This window comes from Pseudomonas sp. JV241A, from assembly GCF_900275665.1.
Lineage (GTDB): Bacteria > Pseudomonadota > Gammaproteobacteria > Pseudomonadales > Pseudomonadaceae > Aquipseudomonas > Aquipseudomonas wadenswilerensis.
In genome coordinates, this window is record NZ_OPYO01000025.1 from 1 (window position 1) to 21420 (window position 21420).

The 21420-nt window shown below is 65.3% G+C and carries 9 protein-coding genes; 5 read left to right on the forward strand and 4 right to left on the reverse strand.

The features are described 5' to 3' along the window. Nucleotides 1-107: 107 nt before the first annotated feature. Complete coding sequence (locus JV241A_RS27825) at nt 108-233, forward strand: hypothetical protein (protein WP_275670888.1); 126 nt, start codon at nt 108-110, stop codon at nt 231-233. A gap of 382 nt (nt 234-615) precedes the next feature. On the opposite strand, the gene JV241A_RS16110 is transcribed toward JV241A_RS27825, so the two are convergent. The 3 genes from JV241A_RS16110 to JV241A_RS16120 all read right to left on the reverse strand — a co-directional run bounded on the left by JV241A_RS16110 (nt 616) and on the right by JV241A_RS16120 (nt 4194). Continuing rightward, nucleotides 616-2028 carry an aspartate aminotransferase family protein gene (locus JV241A_RS16110; RefSeq protein WP_115087960.1) on the reverse strand — a complete coding sequence of 471 codons (1413 nt, stop codon included), beginning with the start codon at nt 2026-2028 and terminating at the stop codon, nt 616-618. A 160-nt stretch (nt 2029-2188) separates the two neighbouring features. Beyond that, entirely contained in the window at nt 2189-3514 is a 1326-nt protein-coding gene (locus JV241A_RS16115; protein ID WP_134063495.1) for an ATP-binding protein, read from the reverse strand. Further along, nucleotides 3511-4194 carry a response regulator transcription factor gene (locus JV241A_RS16120; RefSeq protein WP_134063497.1) on the reverse strand — a complete coding sequence of 228 codons (684 nt, stop codon included), beginning with the start codon at nt 4192-4194 and terminating at the stop codon, nt 3511-3513. The genes JV241A_RS16115 and JV241A_RS16120 overlap by 4 nt, the downstream gene beginning before the upstream one ends. A 175-nt stretch (nt 4195-4369) precedes the next feature. On the opposite strand from JV241A_RS16120, the gene dsbD reads away from it, so the two are divergent. From dsbD to JV241A_RS16140, 4 genes are all read left to right on the forward strand, one after another. Beyond that, nucleotides 4370-6073, forward strand: a complete 1704-nt coding sequence (dsbD, locus tag JV241A_RS16125; RefSeq protein ID WP_134063499.1) for a protein-disulfide reductase DsbD — start codon at nt 4370-4372, stop codon at nt 6071-6073. Further along, a complete protein-coding gene (locus JV241A_RS16130) occupies nt 6073-6930 on the forward strand; it encodes a TlpA disulfide reductase family protein (protein ID WP_115087964.1) in 858 nt (285 codons plus the stop codon). Before dsbD ends, JV241A_RS16130 begins: the two co-directional genes overlap by 1 nt. Beyond that, nucleotides 6915-7679, forward strand: coding sequence for a thiol:disulfide interchange protein DsbG (gene dsbG / locus JV241A_RS16135; RefSeq protein ID WP_115087965.1), 765 nt, complete (start codon nt 6915-6917; stop codon nt 7677-7679). Before JV241A_RS16130 ends, dsbG begins: the two co-directional genes overlap by 16 nt. 76 nt (nt 7680-7755) lie before the next feature. Further along, the gene (locus JV241A_RS16140) at nt 7756-8235 is read left to right on the forward strand and encodes a DUF417 family protein (protein WP_134063501.1); all 480 of its coding nucleotides are present in this window, start codon (nt 7756-7758) and stop codon (nt 8233-8235) included. A 4-nt stretch (nt 8236-8239) separates the two neighbouring features. Here JV241A_RS16140 and JV241A_RS16145 read toward each other — a convergent pair whose 3' ends face one another. Next, nucleotides 8240-21202 (reverse strand): non-ribosomal peptide synthetase, encoded by a 12963-nt coding sequence (locus tag JV241A_RS16145; RefSeq protein WP_134063503.1) that lies wholly within the window; start codon nt 21200-21202, stop codon nt 8240-8242. Nucleotides 21203-21420 lie beyond the last annotated feature (218 nt).

Here is a 21420-nt window from a genome sequence, read left to right on the forward strand (position 1 = left end):
ACCGCTTGCTCCTGCATACGGCCCTACGCTGCGCTTCGGGTCCCCTCGCTACGGCACCTTCGCTCGGCCTCCTGAAGTCGTCTTTCGCGGCGCCTGGAAGTACGTGCATGAACATCAAGATCAAGACCAAGCAAGTTGGTACTCGTTTTACCAGCGGGCTTGTCCCGCTCCTGCGTCAGCATGGCTTCGCCAACATCTGCTTTCGCAGATACGCCAGTGCAGGCGCCCCGTAACTTCGCGACTTCAGGAGGCTGAGCGTAGGTGTCTGGAGGGGGCTGGTGCGTAGCACCCTTCGGCCCAGGCCGAAGACGCGAGACGTAGACTTGGCGTAGCAAGTCGTAGGCCGCGATGCCCCTGGAAGGCACCGTAGCGAAGGAACCCGGAGCGCAGCGTAGGGCCGTATGCTGGAGCGAGCGGTTTTGGTTCCTTTTGCCAAGACAAAAGGGACCCGCCGTAAAGGCGGAAGGGGCCAGCAGCGGCGCCACAATGAATGGATAAGCTAGAAGCCTCAACATCCCGCCCCAACCCAACCCAAGAATCATAGTCCCCAGGATAGCGTGAAGAACCATAAAAAAGCCCGGTGCACTGCCCCGGGCTTTTACATGCCTGGGCCGTTTACAGGCTGGCCACCGCCGCAGCGACAGCACGAGCAAAACGCGCCGCCACCTCATCAACCTGCTCGGCAGTGATAATCAACGGTGGCAGAAAGCGCACCACCGCGCCCTGACGACCGCCCAGCTCCAGAATCAGGCCGCGCTTGAGGCATTCGCGCTGCACCAGGGGGGCCAGACGCGGGCAGACGGCTGGATGCCCTTGGGCATCGACCTGCCCTTTTGGATCGACCAGCTCGACCCCCAGCATCAGACCGCGCCCGCGGATATCACCCAACTGCGGAAAAACCTCCTGCAAGCGGCGCAAGTGGGCCACCAGGCGCTCGCCCATGGCCTGGGCGTGAGCGCACAGGTCATGTCGCTTGAGGTAATTGATCACCGCCGAACCCGCAGCCATGGCCATCTGGTTACCGCGGAAGGTGCCGGCGTGGGCGCCAGGCTGCCAGGTGTCGAGCCACTGGCGATAGACCACCACCGCCAGCGGCAGGCTGCCGCCGATGGCTTTGGACAGCACCACCACATCCGGAGTGATGCCAGCGTGCTCGAAAGCGAACATCTTGCCAGTACGGGCAAAGCCACTCTGGATTTCGTCGACGATCAGCGCTACACCGGCTTTTTCAGTGATGCGCCGCACACCGCGTAGCCATTCGATGTCCGCCGGAATCACCCCGCCTTCGCCCTGGACCACTTCGACAATCACCGCCGCCGGCAGTTGCACGCCGCTTTCTGGATCGCTCAGCAGGTTTTCCAGGTAGTGCAGGTTGACCTTCACACCCTCCTCGCCGCCCAGCCCGAAGGGGCAGCGGTAGTCATAGGGGTAAGGCAGAAACTGCACGCCATTGGCGAGCAAGGCAGCCAGCGGCTTCTTCGGCCCCAGGCTGCCCATCAGGCTCAGGGCGCCTTGGGACATACCGTGGTAGCCGCCCTGGAACGACAGTACGGTGTTGCGTCCAGTGGCGGTGCGCACCAGTTTCAGCGCCGCTTCCACTGCATCGGTGCCGGTCGGACCGCAGAACTGGATCTTCGCTTCGCTGCGCAGTTGCTCCGGCAGCAGGCTGAACAGGTCCTGGACGAACTGGTCCTTGACCGGCGTGGTCAGGTCCAGGGTGTGCAGCGGCAGCTCATCGGCCAGCACCTGCTGAATCGCCTCGATCACCACCGGGTGGTTGTGACCCAGCGCCAGGGTACCGGCACCGGCCAGGCAGTCGATGAACTGACGCCCTTCGACGTCCTCGACATAAATGCCACGGGCGCGCTTGAGCGCCAGCGGGATTCGCCGCGGGTAGCTGCGGGCATTGGATTCCTGCAGTTTTTGCCGCGCGAGCAACGGCGACTCATCGAACGCGTAAAGTGTTTCAGGAGCGTCTGCGGCTGAAGATACCGGCAGCGCCTGGGCAAGGCTGGTAGCGACTGACATCTGGGGAAACCCTCGCAAGCAAGCGGATGTGCCCGTCACGCGCCTGTTGCCAGAGGTGTGCGGGTTGTTGTCGCTTGAAAAACGCTTCAGCGCAGCAAGGATTTAGCCGCTCGCCCCTCGCCTGTGAGGATTTTTGTCAGCGTCCTGCTGCCCAGGCCAGTCAGGCCGGGTTCGTTCGCAGCGGAATATGCAGCAGCACCCTCAAGCCGTCGCTGCGGCTGTCGAAGCGCAAGCTACCGGCACAACGCTGGACAATCGCCTGGACGATGGCCAGGCCCAGCCCGCAACCGCCACTCTGGCTGTGGCGCCAGAAACGCTCGGTCAGGTGTTCTATGTCTTGCTCGGGAATGCCGGGGCCATGATCGCGCACGAGGAATGCCACCCGGTCCTGGTCCATCTGCACCGCCAGCTCCACGGGTTCGCTTCCGCGGGTATGACGCAGGGCGTTGTCGAGCAGGTTGCGCAATGCCGTCACCGCCAGCGGGGTAGGCATCCCGAGGTAGACCTGGGCCGCGCCCGGCGCCAGCTGCAGATCAATACGCCGGGCGTTGTCGACGCCGGTGTCCTGAATCGCCTGGCGAGCAATCTGCTCGGCATTGCATTGCAGTCCGTCTTCAAACGACAGGCGACCCTCCACCCGTGCCAGCAACAACAGTTGCTCAAGGGTCCGGTGCAGGCGATCAGCGCCCTGCTCGGCATGTTCAAGGGCCTGCTCGCGCACTTCGCCGTCGGTCATTCGCGCCACCTGCAGGTGAGTCTTGATTGCCGTCAGCGGGCTGCGCAATTCATGGGCCGCATCGTCGGTCAGCCGGCGTTCGCGCTCGATGGTCTGGCCGATGCGCAAAAACAGCTGGTTCTGGGTTTCCAGCAACGGCTGCAACTCGCTGGGCAGGCCGCGCACCTGCAGCGGCTCGAGGGAGTCCGGGCTGCGCCGGCGCAAGGCATCGCGCATGCGATTGAGCGGGGCCAGGCCCTTGCCAACCCCCATCCACAGCAAACCGAGACTGCCTAGCAATGCCATCAGCACCGGCGCCGAAGCCGCTAGCAGAATCGAGCGGTTCAGTGCCTCGCGCTCCTGGTGCCGGTCAGCGGTGGTAATGCGTACATCGCCGTGGGCATAGGTAAAGCTGCGCCAGCGCGCGCCATCAATGGTCTGGTCGTGGAAACCGCTGCGCTGATCATCAAGGGGCTGCTCGTTGTTGTGGCTGCGGGCGAGGATTTCGCCACGCAGCGAACTGACCTGGCAGGCCATGCCATCGACGCTCAGTTGATCAGCGCTCAGGCGCGTACCCTCGCCCTTGCTCGACAACGGCTGCGGCAACTGGTCGACCAGGCCGGCGACCATGCGCGCCGAGGCCACCAGGCGCTGGTCGAGGGAAAACATCATCTGCATGCGCAGGTCGCGCAGCATCCAGGCCGCGGCCAGCACCCAGATGACGATGAAGGCGGTACCCAGGATCAGGGTCAGGCGCAAACGCAGGGTCATGGTTGCGGCTCCTCCGGCAACTGCGCCGGCCCCAGGCGATAACCCAGGCCACGCACCGTCTCGACGATACCGTTGCCCAGCTTGCGCCGCAGGTGATGGATATGCACGTTCAGGGCATTGCTCTCGACCTCATCGCCAAAACCGTAAACGCTGTCCTTGAGCTGCTCGCTGGAAAGCACCCGGCCACGGTTGTGCAACAGTGCCTGCAACAGCGCCTGTTCGCGACGCGACAGGTCGACCGGCTGGCCACCCAGGCAGGTTTCGCGGCTGCTGGGGTCATAGCTGAGCGGGCCGTGCTCAATGATGTTCACCGCTCGCCCGGCAGCGCGGCGCAGCAAGGTGTGCAGGCGTGCAGCCAGTTCGCGCAGGTCGAAGGGTTTGAGCAGGTAGTCGTCGCCGCCGGCCTGCAGGCCATCGACGCGGTCGGTGACCGCATCACGGGCGGTGAGGATCAGCACCGGCAACGACTCGCCCTGCTGCCGCAGGCGCTGCAACAGCTTGAGACCATCTTCGTCGGGCAGCCCCAGGTCGAGCACCATGACGTCGAACGCCGCGGCCTGGAGCATGGCCTGGGCCGCGCCGGCACTGGCCACCCGGTCGACGGTCATGCCCTGGGCGGTCAGGCCGGCACTGATGCCGCTGGCGATCAGGTCATCATCCTCGCAGAGCAGTACGTGCATGGTGGGGTCTCGGTCAGTAAAGGCCTTATTCAAGCCCAGGCGGATTAACCCAGGATTATGCCGCGCCCAGGCGCAGCCGTCGCGGCCCGGGCGACAGCCGTTGGTTGCCGGGTTAACTTTCGGTTAATCGGGCTGGGCCAGAGTTAGCGCTTCATCGCATTGCCAAGGCTTCGACATGCGCGTTTTTCTGTTTGCCCTGATGTTCCTGCTAAGCGGCCTGAGCCAGGCCAACCCCTTTGCCCAGAGCGATTTCCTGCCAGTCAACAAGGCCTTCGTGTTCAGCAGCGAACGCCTGGAGTCGGGGCAGATGCGCCTGCACTGGCAAATCACCGATGGCTACTACCTGTACCAGAAACGCCTGAAATTCGACGGCCTGGCGCCGGAGCAGCAGCCCCAGCTGCCCGCCGCCCTGCCCCACAGCGATGAATATTTTGGTGAAACCCAGGTATACCGTGGCGAACTGGAACTGATCCTGCCCGCCAGCGCCAACGGTGAGCTGCGCATGGGCTGGCAGGGCTGCGCCGATGCCGGGCTGTGCTACCCGCCACAAACCAGCCTGGTCAGCCTGGGCGGCGCAACTGTCACCCCCCAGGCCAGCGATCAGGCCCTGGCCGGTGGCCTGCAGCAGTCCAGCCTGGCCTGGAACCTGCTGGCCTTTCTCGGCCTGGGCCTGCTGCTGGCCTTCACCCCGTGCTCCTTGCCAATGCTGCCGATTCTCGCCGGGCTGGTACTGGGCAGCGGTGCCAGTGCCCGCCGTGGCTGGTTGCTGGCCAGTGTCTATGTGCTGAGCATGGCCCTGGTATATGCCGCCCTGGGCGTGGTCGCCGCACTGCTGGGCGCCAGCTTCCAGGCCTGGTTGCAGCAACCCTGGCTGCTGGGCACCCTGGCCGGGCTGTTCGTGCTGCTGGCCCTGCCGATGTTCGGTGCTTTCGAGCTGCAGCTACCGGTGTGGATTCGTGACCGCCTGGAGCGTGCAGGGCACGGCACCCGTGGCGGCAACCTGTATGGCGCCGCCTTGCTCGGAGCTTTGTCGGGCCTGTTGATGGGCCCGTGCATGACCGCACCGCTGGCCGGCGCCCTGCTGTACATCGCCCAGAGCGGCAACGCCGTGCACGGCGGCCTGGTGCTGTTCACCCTGGGCGTGGGCATGGGCCTGCCGCTGCTGTTGCTGGTCACCCTCGGCAACCGCTACCTGCCCCGCCCGGGCGCCTGGATGAACCGGGTCAAGGGCCTGTTCGGCTTTGTCTTCCTGGCCATGGCCCTGTATACCTTGCGCGCGGTACTGGAAGCGTCGCTATGGCTGGGCCTTGCCGGGGCCTGGCTGATCGCCCTGGCCTGGGCCGCCTGGCCGGCCATGCAGGCACTGCGCCCGCTGCGCGCGCTGTCGCTGCTGCTGGGTTTTTGGGGCAGCCTGTTGATCGTCGGCGCTGCCGCCGGTGGCAATGACCCCTGGCAACCGCTGCAACCGTTCACCGCCAGCACCGCCCCGACAGCCCCTGGCGCTCACCGTGATGCCTTCACCACCGTCAGCCAGCCGGCCGAACTGCAGCGCGAGCTGGCGGCGGCCAAGGCCCAGGGCCAGTGGGTGATGCTCGACTACTATGCTGACTGGTGCGTGTCGTGCAAGGTCATGGAAAAACAGGTATTCGCCCGCGCCGATGTGCTGGCGGCGCTGAACGGCGTACGCTTGCTGCGCCTGGATGTAACTGCCGATGCAGCGTCCAGCCGCGAGTTGCTGCAGCGCTATCAGGTCCCCGGCCCTCCCAGCCTGATCTGGATCGGCCCAGAGGGCAGCGAACGCCGGGCCCGACGCATCACCGGTGAAATCGATGCGGCGAACTTCCTCCAACACTGGGTCACTACCCGGAGCCAAGGCTGATGCTGACAGTTTCTCTCGGGCCGCTGACCATGGCCCTGAACCACCTGCTGCTGATCTGCGCCCTGGCCCTGGCCAGCCTGGTTGGCTGGCGCGTCGCCAAGCATGGCGGCGACAACCCGGAGTCGGTACTGTTCGGCCTGTTCCTGCTGGGTCTGCTCAGCGCCCGCCTGGGCTTCGTCATCAGCTACTGGTCGATGTACCGCGACGACCTGCTGCAGATCATCGACCTGCGTGACGGCGGTTTCCTGCTCTGGCCAGCGCTTGTTGCCGTGGCCCTCGGTGCCCTGTGGCAGGGTTACCGCCGCCCCGCCCTGCGTCGGCCGCTGGGTTGGGGCCTGCTCAGTGGTGGTCTGTTCTGGTTGCTCGGCAGCCTGGCCAGCCATCTTTATGATCAAGGCACGCAACTGCCCGAGATGAGCCTGCGCAAGGCCAATGGCCAAGCCGTTGAGCTTGCCGAATACCGCGGCAAGCCACTGGTGATCAACCTCTGGGCCACCTGGTGCCCGCCGTGCCGGCGCGAGATGCCGGTGTTGCAACAGGCCCAGGGCGACTACCCGGACATCACCTTCCTGTTCGTCAACCAGGGCGAAGCGCCGCAAACCGTGGTCACCTTCCTTGCCACCACCGGCCTGAACCTCTCCCACGTGCTATTCGACAGCGGCGGCCAACTGGCGCAGAAGGTCGGCTCCATGGCCCTGCCCACCACCCTGTTCTACAACGCCGAGGGCCGCCTGGTCGGCAGCCACCTCGGCGAGCTGTCGCGGGCCAGCCTCAGCCATGCCCTGCAATCCTTCGAGCGCGCGCCCGCGCCTGCCGCCCCATCCCCCACAAGGAACGTCGCATGCGATCTCTGCTGAAACTGCCCCTCACACTGGCCCTGGGCTTGATGACCAGCCAGCTGGTGCTGGCTGAAGACTTGCCCAAAGCCATCCAGCAACTGGAGGCCAAAGGCGCGAAAATCAAAGGCAGCTTCAACGCTCCCGATGGCCTGCGCGGCTATGCTGCCGAGTACCAGAACCGCGGCCTGGCGCTGTACCTGACTGCCGATGGCAAACACGTGCTGGTGGGCAGCCTGTTCGATGAGCAGGGCAAGGACCTGAGCCAGGCGCCGCTGGAAAAACTGGTGTATGCACCGATGGCCAAGGAAGTCTGGGCGAAGATGGAGAACACCGCCTGGATCGCCGACGGCAAGGCCGACGCGCCGCGTATCGTCTACTTGTTTAGCGACCCCAACTGCCCATACTGCAATATGTTCTGGCAACAGGCGCGGCCCTGGGTCGAGTCGGGCAAGGTGCAATTGCGGCATATCATGGTCGGCATCATTCGCGAGGACAGCCCGGGTAAATCAGCCACCTTGCTGGCCAGCAAGGACCCGGCCAAGGCCCTCGCGCAACATGAGAAGGCCGGCAAGGCCAGCACCCTCAAGGCCCTGGACAAGATTCCCGAAGCCGTACAGAGCAAGCTCGACGCCAACCTGGCGGTGATGGAAGAACTCGGCCTGTCAGCGACGCCGGCAATTTTCTACCTGGACGACCAGCAACAGCTGCAAACCCAGCAGGGCGCACCGCGACCGGAGCTGCTTGGCAAGATTCTCGGCAAGCGGTGAGCGACCGGCTGATGTAACAACAGGGCGGTCAAGGCGTCTGCAGGATACCTGCCTCATCCAACCACAGGACCTTGCCATGACCCGCCCTGCCTGCCTCGACCGTTTCACCCGCTCCTCCCTGGATATCCAGCTGCTGCGCTGGAGCCTGATCCTGATCTTCTTCGGTTTTGGCTATGCCAAGTGGTTCGACTACGAAGCCCAGGCGTTGATCCCGCTGATCGATAACAGCCCGCTGTTGTCCTGGCTGCACCTGGCCTTTGGCATCCAAGGTGCCAGCTATGCGCTGGGGGTAGCGGAATGGGCGATTGGCGCGGCGTTGCTGGCCGGTATCTGGCAACCGCGGGTGGCAGTGATCGGGGCGCTCGGTTCGGTGGTCACCTACCTGACAACCCTGACCCTGATCCTTACCACTCCTGGCGGCTGGGAGAACAGCGCCGGCGGGTTCCCGGCCATGGGTGGAGCGACGTCCTTCCTGATCAAGGACGCCGTGCTGCTGGCGGCTTCGGTCGCCTTGCTCAAGCACGACCTGCTGCGCAGCAGCCCTACCCCGGCCTGAAGCCCTACAGTGCTTCCAGCTCGGCCATCAGGTCACTGAGACGGTCGACCTTGTCGTCGCTCAGCTCACTGGCCTTCAGGCCTTCGACGTAGGTCGCCAGTTCCTCGACGGTGCTGCACTCGAACATCGCCCGCAGCGGCACGTTCAGTTGCAGCACCTTCTGCACCCGTGAGGCGATCTGGGTAGCCAGCAGCGAATGCCCGCCCAACTCGAAGAAGTTGTCGCGCACCCCGACCCGTTCAGCCTTGAGTACTTCGGCCCAGATGCTGGCCAGAGTCGTTTCCAGCTCGCTGCGCGGCGCCAGGTAGGCCTGGCTGTGCTGGGCGCCGATGTCGATGGCCGGCAAGGCCTTGCGGTCGAGCTTGCCGTTGGCATTGAGCGGCAGTTGCTGGAGCCAGCCCCAGTGCAGAGGCACCATATACTCCGGCAACTCGGCACGCAGGCGCTGCTTGACCTGCTCCAGCAACACGCTGGTATCGGCACCCGCAGTGCTGGCCACCAGATAGCCGACCAGATGCTTGCCATTGACCCCATCCTGCACGCCCACCGCCGCATCGCGAATCTCGCTTTGCTCATGCAGGCGCGCTTCGATCTCGCCCAGCTCGATGCGGTAGCCGCGGATCTTCACCTGATGGTCGATACGCCCGACGTACTCGAGCACACCGTCGGTACGTCGACGCGCCAGGTCGCCAGTGCGATACAAACGTTCGCCAGGCGCACCGAACGGATGCGGGATAAAGGCTTGCGCAGTACGCACCGGGTCACCGACATAGCCACGGCCGACGCCGGTACCGGCAACGCACAGCTCACCTACGGCACCCAGCGGCACCAGTTGCTGATCGTCGCCAAGCAGGTACAGGCGGTTGTTGTCGGTCGGCGTGCCGATCGGCAGGTAGCTGCCCCGGGTCGAGGCGGCATCGACGCGGAAGAACGCCACGTCATCCGAGCATTCGGCCGGGCCATAGGCATTGACCAGACCAATGTGCGGATAACGCTGCAGCCATTGCGAGGCCAGCTCCGGCGGCATCGCCTCACCGGTCGGCAGCATCCAGCGCAGGTCATCGAGCTGTTGATGCTCGTTGACGAGCATGCCCTGGATCAACGAAGGCACGCTCTCCAGCACGGTGATGCCGGTAGCCTGCACGTGCTCCAGCAGGCCTTGCGGGTCGTGGGCGATGGCATTCGGCACGATGGCCACCTGAGCACCGAACAGCGGTGCGGCGAGGAACTGCCAGACCGAGATATCGAAGCTCTGCGAGGCGGTCTGGGCAATCACGTCCTGCTCGTCCAATTGCAGGTAGGGCACCTTGCTCAACTGGTTGTTGAGCATGCCGCGCTGCTCGACCATCACCCCTTTGGGCAGCCCGGTGGAGCCTGAGGTGTAGATCACGTAGGCGAGGTTGTCCGGCGCACTATAGATGCCCGGGTTGCCGTCCGGCCCGACTGCCCCCTGGATCTGCTCCCAGACCAGCAGTTTCGGGCGCCCGGCACAGCTCAGTTCGTCGAGCAAGGCACGCCCCTGTTCGGCACAGGCTGCACTGCACACCAGCACCGGCGTGCGGCTCAGTTCGACGATACGTTGCAGGCGCGTAACCGGCAGGCCCGGGTCAAGCGGCAGGTAACCAGCCCCCGCCTTGAAGCAGCCGACGATCATGCCCAGCAACGGCAAGTCGCGTTCGGCCAGCAATGCCACCGGCTGATCGATCGCCACCCCGGCGGCGATCAGCGCATGGCCCAGGCGGTTGGCCTGGCGGTTGAGCTCGGCATAGCTCAGCGTTTGCTCCAGGCACCGCGCAACCACCCGCTGCGGGTGCGCGGCAACCCGTGCTTCGAACAGTTCGGCGTAACTTTGCTCAAGACTGTAGGCCTGCTCGCTGCGGTTGCAGTCGTCGAGCAAAAAGTGCCGCTCGGTTTCACCGAGCAACGGCAGCTCGCTGACATCCCCCTGGAAGCCCTCGGCCAGCGCCAGCAACAAACGCTTGAACTCGGCCAGCAAGCGCTCGACCGTGGCGGTATCGAAGTAACGCTGGTCGAAGGACAGGTGCAGCCCCAGGTCATCGCCCGGATAGCAGACGGCGGTCAACGGGAAGTTGGTATGGGTGCGCCCGGAATCGGAGCTGGCGTTCAGGCTCTGTGCACGATCCAGCACGGCAACTTCCACCGGCGCGTTCTCGAACACGAACAGACTGTCGAACAGCGGCTGGCCCTTGGGCAGCTCGCTGCACTCCTGGATGCTCACCAGCGGCAGGTATTCGTACTCGCGCAGCTCCATGTTGCGCTCGAGCAGGCCCTGCAGCCACTGGCGCACGCTGCAGCGCTCGCCCGCTGTGGGCAGTTTCACCCGCAGGGCAATACTGTTGATGAACAGCCCGACGGTGCGCTGCATCTGCGGCATGCTCACCGGGCGACCGGCCACCGTAACGCCGAAGACCACGTCGCGCTCGCCGCTGTAGCGGCTCAGCACCAGGGCCCAGGCGGCTTGCGCAAAGGTATTGATGGTCAACTGATGGGCCTGGGCCAGCTCACGCAGGCGGGCGCCATCGGCGGCATCGAGGCGGGTGTAGCAATCGCCGACCAGCATCCCGGCATTCTCTACCGCGTGGTCACGCAACAATGGCCGGTCGCTGGGCACTGCGGTACTGCGCTCAAAGCCTTCGAGGTTAGTGCGCCACCACTGGCGCGCCTCGTCCAGGTCCTGATGCTGCAGCCAGCTGATGTAGTCGCGGTAGCGCGGCGGCACCGGCAACTGCGCCTGACGGCCCTCACCCATGGCCAGGTAGATCTCGAAGAAGTCATTCATCAGCAGCGAACGGCACCAGGCATCGATAAGGATGTGGTGGTTGCTCATCATGAACCAGTAGCGGTCCTCGCCCACCCGCACCAGGCGCAGGTGGAACGGCGCCTGCCGGAGCAAGTCGAAACCGGCTTCGCGCTCTTGCTTGTGCAGCGCTTGCAGGCGCGCTTCCTGTTCAGTTTCAGGGATGGCTGACCAGTCCTGATAGTCGACCGGCGTCGCGCCCGGTTTGTGAATGATCTGCAGCATGGCCTCGCCGGCGTTCCAGCAGAACGAGGCGCGCAAGGCTTCATGACGGCCGACCACCGCTTGCCAAGCCTCAGCGAAACGCTGCGGGTCGAGGGCACTGTTGATCCGGTAGCGGTCCTGCATGTAGTAGATGCCGGTGCCCGGCTCCAGCAGGGTATGCAGCAGCAGTCCCTCCTGCATCGGCGTCAGCGGGTAGACGTCCTCGATCTGTGCAGCGGCGACCGGCAAGGCATCGATCTGCTCCTGGTTCAGCTGCGCCAGGGGGAAGTCCGAGGGCGTGAAGCTGCCGGTGCCCGGGGTCAGGCAATGCTCGATCAGGGTGATCAGCTCGAGCCGGTAGGCCTCGATCAGTGTTTCGATGGTCTGCGGGTCATAGCGCTCACGGCTGAAGGTCCAGCGCAGTTGCAGTTCACCGCCATACACCTGGCCATCGACGCTCAGCCAGTTGGGCAGCGGCGCCGCCAGGTCGTGGGCGAGCCCGGCGCTTTCATCCACCGGCTGGTACAGCGCATCGGCCTGGAACTGCTGGTCGAACTGGCCCAGGTAGTTGAAGGTAATACGCGCCTGGGGCAGCGCCGCCATGGCTTCGCGCACCGGCGCATCGGCCAGGTAGCGCAGCACGCCGTAGCCCAGACCCTTGTGCGGCACATTACGCAGTTGTTCCTTGATGGCCTTGATCGAAGCGCCCTGCCCCGCGGCTTCTTCGACGTTCAGTGGGCTCAGGCTCAACGGGTAGGCGCTGGTGAACCAGCCGACGCTACGGGTCAGGTCCATGTCCTCGAACAGGCTCTCGCGGCCGTGGCCTTCCAGTTGCACCAGCACCGTGCTGTCACCGCTCCAGCGGCACAGTACGCGGGCCAGGGCGGTCAGCAGCAAGTCGTTGACCTGGGTGTGATAGGCAGCGGGCGCCTCCTGCAGCAGTTGCCGGGTGCGGGTCGCATCCAGGCGCACGCTGAGGGTTTGCGCCTGCCGGTGCAGGTTGGCCCCTTGCGGATGATCGCAGGGCAGTTCGCGGCTGGCGGTGCCCAACTGTGCCTGCCACCAGGTTTGCTCGTCACGCAACGAGTCACTGCCGGCATAAGCCACCAGGCGTGCCGCCCAATCGCTCATGGCGCGGGTCTTGGCCGCCAGCGGCTGACCGCGGTACAGCGCTTGCAGATCTTCCAGCAACACGCGCCAGGACACGCCATCGACCACCAGGTGGTGGATGGCCAGCAACAGGCGTTGGCGACCCTCGCCGTCTTCGACCAGCAAGGCGCGCAGCAGCGGCCCCTGTGCCAGGTCGAGGCTGCGCTGCACATCGCTGTACAGCGCCTGGCAGGCGCCCAGATCGGCTACCGAAGCCTGCCAGAGCAACTCGCGATGGTCGGCCTGGACGTACTCGCCCTGCCATTGAGCGTTTGCCTGGGTGAAGCGCAAGCGCAAGGCATCATGGTGCTGCAGCAACTGCTGCAACGCCTGCTCCAGGGTCTTGCCATTCAAGCGTTCGACCGGCACCAGCAATACCGCCTGGTTCCAGTGCTGGGGTTGCGGCACGTCGCTGTCGAAGAACCAGTGCTGGATCGGCGTCAACGCTGCGCGTCCGCTCAGCGGGCCCTGATCGACCTGAGTGGTTTCACTGCGGCTGACCACCGTGGCCAGGGTCTGGATGGTCTGATGCTGGAACAGGTCGCGCGGGGTGAAATGCAGCCCGGCCTGACGCCCACGGCTGACCACCTGGATCGACAGGATCGAGTCGCCGCCCAGTTCGAAGAAGTTGTCCTGCAAACCGACCTGTTGCACGTTCAGTACCTCGCGCCAGATCGTCGCCAACTGCTGCTCCAGCTCGCTGCGCGGCGCTTCATAGTGCTGGCGGCCCTGCTCCAGGTCCGGCGCCGGCAAGGCGCGGCGGTCGAGCTTGCCATTGCCGGTGAGCGGCATTTGCTCAAGCAGCACCAGGTGGGTCGGCACCATATAGTCCGGCAGGTGCAGGCGCAGTTGCGCCTTCAGCGCTTCACGCAGGGCAACCTGCCCGGCGGCGTCCGCCCGCGCCTGATCGCAGACCAGATAACCGGCCAGCTGCTTGCCACCGGGCATGTCCAGGGCCAGGACCACGGCCTCGCGCACCGCGGGGTGTTCGAGCAGGCGGGTTTCGATTTCGCCCAGCTCGATACGGAAGCCGCGAATCTTCACCTGATGGTCGATTCGACCGACATACTCCACCAGACCGTCAGCGCGCTGGCGCACCAGGTCGCCGGTACGGTACAGGCGCCCGCCGTTGTCGCTGAACGGGTCGGCGACAAAGCGCTCGGCGCTCAAACCGGGGCGCTCGTGGTAACCCTGGGCCAGGCCGGCGCCACCGACATACAGCTCGCCAATGCCACCTTGCGGCACCAGGGCCAGGTCGGCATCGAGGATGTACGCCGTGCGGGCACCGACCACGCGGCCGATCGGCACGCTGCCGGCGCCGGCTTCAAGTTGCTCGGGAGCCAGGCACGCCAGGGGCATGACCACGGTTTCGGTCGGGCCATAGGCGTTGAAGAACTGCTGCGGCGTGAACGCCTGGCGAATGCGCTGCAGGTGCTCGCCGGTCAGTGCCTCACCGCCAGTGATGACCAGGCGCACCGGCAGGCTTGCGTTGTGGCTGGCCAACCACTGGGCGAGCTGGCTGCCGTAGCTTGGGGTAAAGCCGAGTATCGATACCTGCTGTTCGCGGATCAGCGTGCAGATTTCTTCCGCGCCCCACTGCCCTTGCCCACGCAGGACCACCCGCGCACCGCAAAGCAACGGCACCAGCAGGCGCTCGGTGGCCGCGTCGAAGTTGATTGAATAGAAGTGCAGCTCGCAGTCATCGCTGCGCATGCCGAAGCGCTCGATCACCGCCTGGCAGTGCATGGCGATTTCGCCATGGCTGACCACCACCCCCTTGGGCTTGCCGGTGGAACCGGAGGTGTAGATCAGGTAGGCCTGATGGCCCGGCAAGGTCAGCGACGGCAAGGCTTCGCGGCTGTAAGCCGCGAGGCCGTCACGGTCCTCATCCAGGCACCAGCGACCGACCTTGGCGGGCAACTCGCCGAGGGCCTCAAACAGCGCACGCTGGCCCAGCAGCAGTTCGATGCCGCTGTCTTCAATCATGTAGTGCAGGCGTTCCAGCGGGTATTCCGGATCCAGTGGCACATAGGCGCCACCGGCCTTGAGGATCGCCAGCAGGCCAACTACCAGCTCCAGCGAGCGCTCCAGGGCCAGGCCGACGCGCACCTGCGGGCCGACGCCATGCTCACGCAGCACACGGGCCAACTGGTTGGCGCGGGCGTCAAGCTCGGCGTAGCTCAGGTGCTGCCCGGCGAACGTCAGGGCCGGGGCATCAGGCTGATGCGCGGCTTGCTCGCTGAACAGCTGATGAATGTTGTGATCCAGCGCCAGGGTGTTGTCTCCCTTGAGCGAATCGCACAAAGCCTTTTGCTCGACCGCCGCCAGCAACGGCAATTCGCCCAGGCGTTGCTCGGGATCACCCAGCACTGCCACCAACAGGTTCTGCCAGTGGGCAGCCATTTGCGCGATACGCGGCGCATCGAACAGGTCGCGGCTGTAGGTCAGGCAGCAACCCAGGCGGCGGTCGAGGTCGGTGACTTCCAGGTTAAGGTCGAACTTGGTAGCGCGGGCATCGTTTACCAGATACTCGACCTGCATGCCGGCCAGCTCACGGCTTTGCTGGAACTCCCAGCGCTGGACGTTGCACATCACCTGGAACAGCGGGTTGTAGGCGCTGCTGCGTGGTGGCTGCAAGGCCTCGACCAGCTGATCGAAGGGCAGGTCCTGATGGGACTGGCCGTCGATCACGGTCTGGCGCACCTGCTCGATCAACTCGCCGATACGCATCTGCCCATCAAGCTGGCAACGCAGCACCTGGGTGTTGAGGAAGGCACCGATCAGGCCTTCGCTTTCCGGACGGATGCGGTTGGCCACCGGCGCGCCGATGCGCAAGTCAGTCTGGCCGCTGTAGCGGTAGAGCAGCACGGCCAGGGTTGCGGTCATGGTCATGAACAGGGTCAGGCCGCGCTCGGCATTAAAAGCACGTACTCGCGCTGCCAGCTCCGGGCTCAGGTCGAAGCGATAGAGCTCGCCACGGTGACTTTGCACCGCCGGACGCGGACGGTCGGCCGGCAGTTCGAGTACCGGATGCTCATCGCCCAGTTTGGCTTGCCAGTAGTCCAGCTGGCGCTGGCGCTCGCCGCTTTCCAGCCACTGGCGCTGCCACACGCTGTAGTCCAGGTACTGCACCGGCAAGGGTTGCAGCGGCGATTCGCGCTCGTCGACAAAAGCCTCGTAGAGCTCGCCCAGCTCGCGGGCGAAGATGTCCATGGCCCAGCCTTCGGTCACGATGTGGTGCAGGGTCAGGACGAAGTAATGCTCACGCTCGCCGGCCTTGACCAGACAGGCGCGCAGCAGCGGCCCGCGCTCCAGGTCAAACGGCTGGTGCGCCTGCTCGTCGGCGAAGGCCTGCAGGCGTTGCTCGCGTACCTGCGCTGCGGCACTGGAGAAATCCAGCCAGCTCATCTGCAGGTTGCTGTCTTCGGCCACGCACTGATAGGGCACGCCGTCGATGCTCGGGAAGGTAGTGCGCAGCGTCTCGTGCCGCACGATCAGCGCCTGCAGCGCTTGTTCGAAGCGGCTGACATCCAGCACCCCGCTCAGGCGGGCCATGCCGCCGACGTTATAGGCCGGGCTGTCCGGTTCCATCTGCCAGAGGAACCACATGCGTTGCTGGGAGTAGGACAGCGGCACGGCCTGACGACGGTCGATGCGCTGGATCTCGCCCTGCAGGTTGTGCGCGCCACTGTGCTGGATCGCCTCGACCGCAGAGGCAAAGGCGCCCAGTTCGCTGGCTTCGAACAGGGTGCGCAGCGGCAACTCGACGTTGCAAGCCTGGCGGGTGCGGGAAATGATCTGGGTGGCCAGCAACGAGTGGCCGCCAAGGGCGAAGAAGTCATCTTGCAAGCCGACCCGCTGGATACCCAGCACCTCGCGCCAGATCGCGGCGATCTGCTGTTGCAGGGTGGTGCCCGGGTCGATGTGTTCACGCGATTGCCATTGCGGCTCGGGCAAGGCCTTGCGCTCGATCTTGCCGCTCGGGCCCAGCGGCATTTGCGCCAGGTGAACCAACTGCGCCGGCACCATGTAGGCGGGCAGTTGCTCTGCCAGTGCCGCCAGCCACTGCGCGCTCGCGTCGATACCACTGTAGTAACCGACCAGTTGCGGGCCGGCGGCGGTGTCGCGAATCATCACCAGCGCCTGCTCGACACCCGCCTGCGCCAGCAGGCAGGCCTCGACCTCTTCCGGCTCGACCCGGAACCCCCGCAGCTTGACCTGCTGATCGAGCCGCCCGAGGTACTCCAGCGCACCCAGATCAGCCAGCCAGCGCGCCCGGTCGCCACTGCGGTACAGACGCTGGCCGTCGCCATCGGGCTGCGGCACGAAACGTTCGGCGGTGAGCCCCGCACGCCCCAGGTACCCCCGAGCCAGGCCGGCACCGCCCAGATACAGCTCACCCGCTACGCCGGGCGACGTCAGTTCGAGCTCATCATCCAGCACCCGGCACAACACGTTGGCCAGCGGCCGGCCGATCGGCGAGCGCGCACCGTCGGCATCGCTGCACTGCCAGTGGGTGACGTTGATGGCGGTTTCGGTCGGGCCGTAGCGGTTATGCAAGGCCACCTGCGGCAATACCTGCAGCACCCGCTCGCGCAGGTTCGCCGACAAGGCTTCGCCACCGGAGAACAACCGGCGCAGGCTGCTGCACTGCGCGGCCAGCGGTTCCTGGACAAACACCTGAAGCAAGGCCGGGACGAAATGCAGGGTGGTTACGCGATGTTCGCGGACCAGTTTGGCGATGCGTTGCGGGTCGCGGTGCTCGCCGGGGCCGGCCAGCACCAGTTGGCAGCCGTTGACCAGCGGCCAGAAGCATTCCCACACCGACACGTCGAAGCTGATCGGCGCCTTTTGCATCAGCACGTCGCTGTCATTGAGCTCATAGCGGTCCTGCATCCATTGCAGACGCTCGGCCAGTGCCGCATGCGTGTTGCCAACGCCTTTGGGCTGCCCGGTGGAGCCGGAGGTGTAGATCACATAGGCGAGGTTGTCGCCGTGCAGGTGCAGGCCCGGCGGCTGGCTTGGCCAGCTGTCGAGCTTGAGGCGGTCCATCGCGATGGCGCTGACATCCGTCGGCAGGCTCAGGCGTTCGAGCACATCGCTGTGGCTGAGCAGCAGGCTAGCACCGCTGTCGGCGAGCATGTAGGCCAGGCGCTCGGCCGGGTAATCGACGTCCAGCGGCACATAGGCACCACCGGCCTTGAGAATGGCCAGCAGGCCGACCAGCAGTTGCGGCGAACGTTCGGCGGCGATGGCCACGCAAACATCCGGACCGACGCCCTTGTCGCGCAGGTAATGGGCCAGGCGGTTGGCCTGTTGATGCAGGCTGGCGTAATCGAGGCTGCCGCCCTGCCATACCAGGGCAGTGCGCTCTGGAGCCAGGCGTGCTTGCTCGTTGAGCTGGTCGACCACCCACTGTTGCGCCGGTACCGTCGGCGCCTGCCCCCATGCGAGCAATTGCCCGCGGCCATCGGCGTCAAGCAGTTGCACAGCGCCGATGGCGACCTGCGGTTGAGCGCAGACTTGTTCCAGCAAACCGACCAGCTGTGCGCTGATTCGTGCGACGGTCGCCGCATCGAACAGCTCCACGGCGTAGTCGAACGACAGGATCAGGCGGCCCTGATGGTCTTCTTCACTGTGCAACTGCAGATCGAACTTGGCTTCGCGGCTGTGCCACGGCAGTTCTTCGGCAAGCAGCCCCGGGAGGCGACGCAGGGCGCTGAGGTCGCGTTGCTGGTGGTTGAACATGACCTGGAACAGGCCCTGCTCGCGAGCTTCGGGGAAGGCTTCGAGCAGTTGTTCGAACGGCAGGTCCTGGTGGGCTTGGGCCTCCAGCGTGGCTTGGCGCACCTGGGCCAGCAACTGGTTGAACGGCAAGCGCCCATCGAGCTGCGCACGCAGTACCTGGGTGTTGATGAAAAAGCCCACCAGGCACTGGGTTTCCAGGCGCGGACGGTTGGCGTTGGGCACGCCGACGCGGATGTCGGTCTGCCCGCTGTAGCGATGCAACAGGCTCTGGAAACCGGCCAGCAAGACCATGAACAGCGTGGCGTCATGGGCGCGGGCGATACTGCGCAAAGCTTCCGCCAGGGTGGGCTGCAGGCGCACGCTCAAGCGGGCGGCGGCGTTGCTGTGGCGGTTTGAACGCGGGTAATCGGTGGCAAGATCGAGCACCGCCTGCTGCTCACCCAGCCGATCCTTCCAGTACGCCAGTTGCCGGGCGCTTTCGCCCTGGGCCAGCCACTGGCGCTGCCAACTGCCGTAGTCGGCGTAGTCCAGCCCCAAGGCCGGCAGCTTGGCGTCCTGGCCTTGGCAGCGGGCCGCATACAGGCGCGAAAACTCGTCGATGAGAATGTTCATCGACCAGCCGTCGGCGATGATGTGGTGCAACGTCACCCACAGCTGATGCTCTTCGCTGTCCAGGCGCACCAGGGTCACGCGCAGCAGCGGGCCCTGCTGCAGGTCGAAAGGCTGCACCGCTTCGGCTTCGCGCTGCGCCAGTACTTCTTGCGCACGGGCAGCAGACAGATCCAGGCGCTGCAAGGTCAACGCCAGGCTCGGCAGGACGCGTTGCAAGGCCTGGCCATCCTGCTCGGCAAACACCGTACGCAGGGATTGGTGACGCTCGACCAGGGCCTGGAAGCTGGCTTGCAATGCCGCTTCGTCCAGCTCGCCACGCAGGCGCAGCGCGCCGGGAATGTTGTACGCCGCACTGTGCGGCTCAAGCTGCCAGGTCAGCCACAGGCGATTCTGTGCCAGCGACTGCGGCAAGGCCTGCGCGCGGCCGAGGCGGCTGATGGCGCCACGGGCGACACCGCCATCGCTCTGCAACGCCGTCACCGCGGCACTGAAGTCGGCCAGGGTCGGTGCCTCGAACAGCACCCGTACGCCCACCTCAAGATCCAGCTCGTCACTCAAGCGCGCGCAGACCTGGGTGGCGGCAATCGAGTTGCCACCGAGCAGGAAGAAGTGATCGTCCGCGGCCACCTGCTCCACGCCCAACTGCTCACGCCACAGACGACCGATCCGGGCCTGCATGCCGGTCGCCGACGCGGTTTGATCGGCTACGGCCGCTGCTTGCTGATCAGGGTAGCGCGCGTAGCAATCGAGGCTGCCGTCGTCCATGCGCAACCGGCAGGCGGCGCGTTGCAGCTTGCCGCTGGAGGTCTTCGGCAACGCGCCGGGGTTGAGCAGCAGCACCACCGCCGGCGCCTGCTGGCAGGCATCGGCGATCACCTGGCGCAGGGTCTTGATCAGGCTCGCAGGCGTGATGACTTTCTGCACGTTGCGGCTGATCTCGACGGCAACGCCGATGCCCTCCTCGCCCCGGTCATCGACCGCGAACACCGCCACCCGGCCTTTACGCAGAACGTCGACTTCACGCTCCAGGGTCTTTTCCAGATCCTGTGGGTAGAGGTTGTGCCCATGCACGATCAGCAAGTCCTTGAGGCGGCCGGTAACGAACAGCTCGCCGTCACGCAAAAAACCCAGGTCGCCGGTACGCAGCCAGGTGCGCCCGCCCTGCTCGACGAAGGTGCGGGCCGTGGCTTCGGGGTTGCGCCAGTAGCCTTTGGCGATGCTCGGGCCACTGGCCCAGATTTCGCCGACCCGGTTGTCGGCCAGCAGCGTCAGGTTGTGCGGCTCGACAATCTGCACGGCATGCCCGGGCTGGCTACGCCCGCAACTCATCTGCACCGTGCCCCTGCCCGCTTCTGTGTTGTTGCGCGCCAGCGCCAGGGCATCCAGCTCAAGCGCGCCAATCCCCTGGCCTCGGGTGCTGCCGCTGACGAACAACGTGGCCTCGGCCAGCCCGTAACTGGCAAAGAAACTCTCAGGCACAAAGCCACAGGCAGCGAACTTGTCGGCGAAGGCCTGCAGGCTGTCCTGGCGGATCGGCTCGGAACCGGAATAGGCCACGCGCCATTTGCTCAGGTCAAGGCTGGCCATTGCCGCGGCACTGACCCGCTCGCTGCACAGCCGATAGGCGAAGTCCGGTCCTCCGCTGATGGTGCCGCCGTGATCGCTGATCGCTTGCAGCCAGCGCTGCGGCCGGGCGAGGAAGTACGCCGGGGCCATCAACACACAGGGCACGCCACTGAAGATCGGTTGCAGCAAGCCGCCGATCAGGCCCATGTCGTGGTACAGCGGCAGCCAGCTGACGATCACGTCATCCGGGTTTACATCGATGCCGAAACCCTGGCGGATCAGCACTTCGTTGGCCACCAGGTTGCCATGGCTGACCTGCACGCCCTTGGGCAAGGCTGTGGAGCCGGAGGTGTACTGCAAAAATGCAATGTCGTCGGCCTGCAGGGTCGGCGCCTGCCAACTGCCGGCCTGCTCCTGAGCCAGGGTATCGACCGCCAGCAGCTGTGGCGCGCTTGGCTCTGCCAGCACCTCGAGGGCCTGCAGGTTGTCGTGCAAGGCACTGATGGTCAGTAGCAGGCGCGGTTCGGCATCGCCGATGATCGACAGCAAACGCTCCTGATGATGACGCCGCGATGATTCTGGCGGATAAGCCGGCACCGCGATGACGCCGGCGTAGAGGCAGCCGAAGAACGCCGCGACGTAATCCGGGCCACTGGGAAACAACAGGATCGCCCGATCCCCCACTTCGGTGCGCGCCTGCAAGGCGGCGGCGATGGTCCGCGCCCGCTGGTCGAGCTCGCGATAGGACAGCACGGCTTCATCGCACGGATCCTCGGCCAGAAAGCGCAAGGCAACGCGGTCGGGGGTAAGCGCCGCGCGTTGGGCCAATGCCTGGACCAGCGTAACCGGGAGTTCGAAGGCGTCCATCATGGGGGTTCCTGCCAGAGTCTGTACGTAAAATCAGGTCTCGGGTGGCGCGCAGGGCGGGCTTCCAGGCACCGAGGTGCGTCTTGCCAGAGCCGAGGATGTACAGAGAGGAACGGATGGGCCGGAGAAATAATTAAGGCCCGTGGCCAGCGCCAGGCAGGGAGAAAAAAGGTGGAATTTGAAGCCGGTCACAAAGCGCAAGCTTAGAACCAAAAAGCATA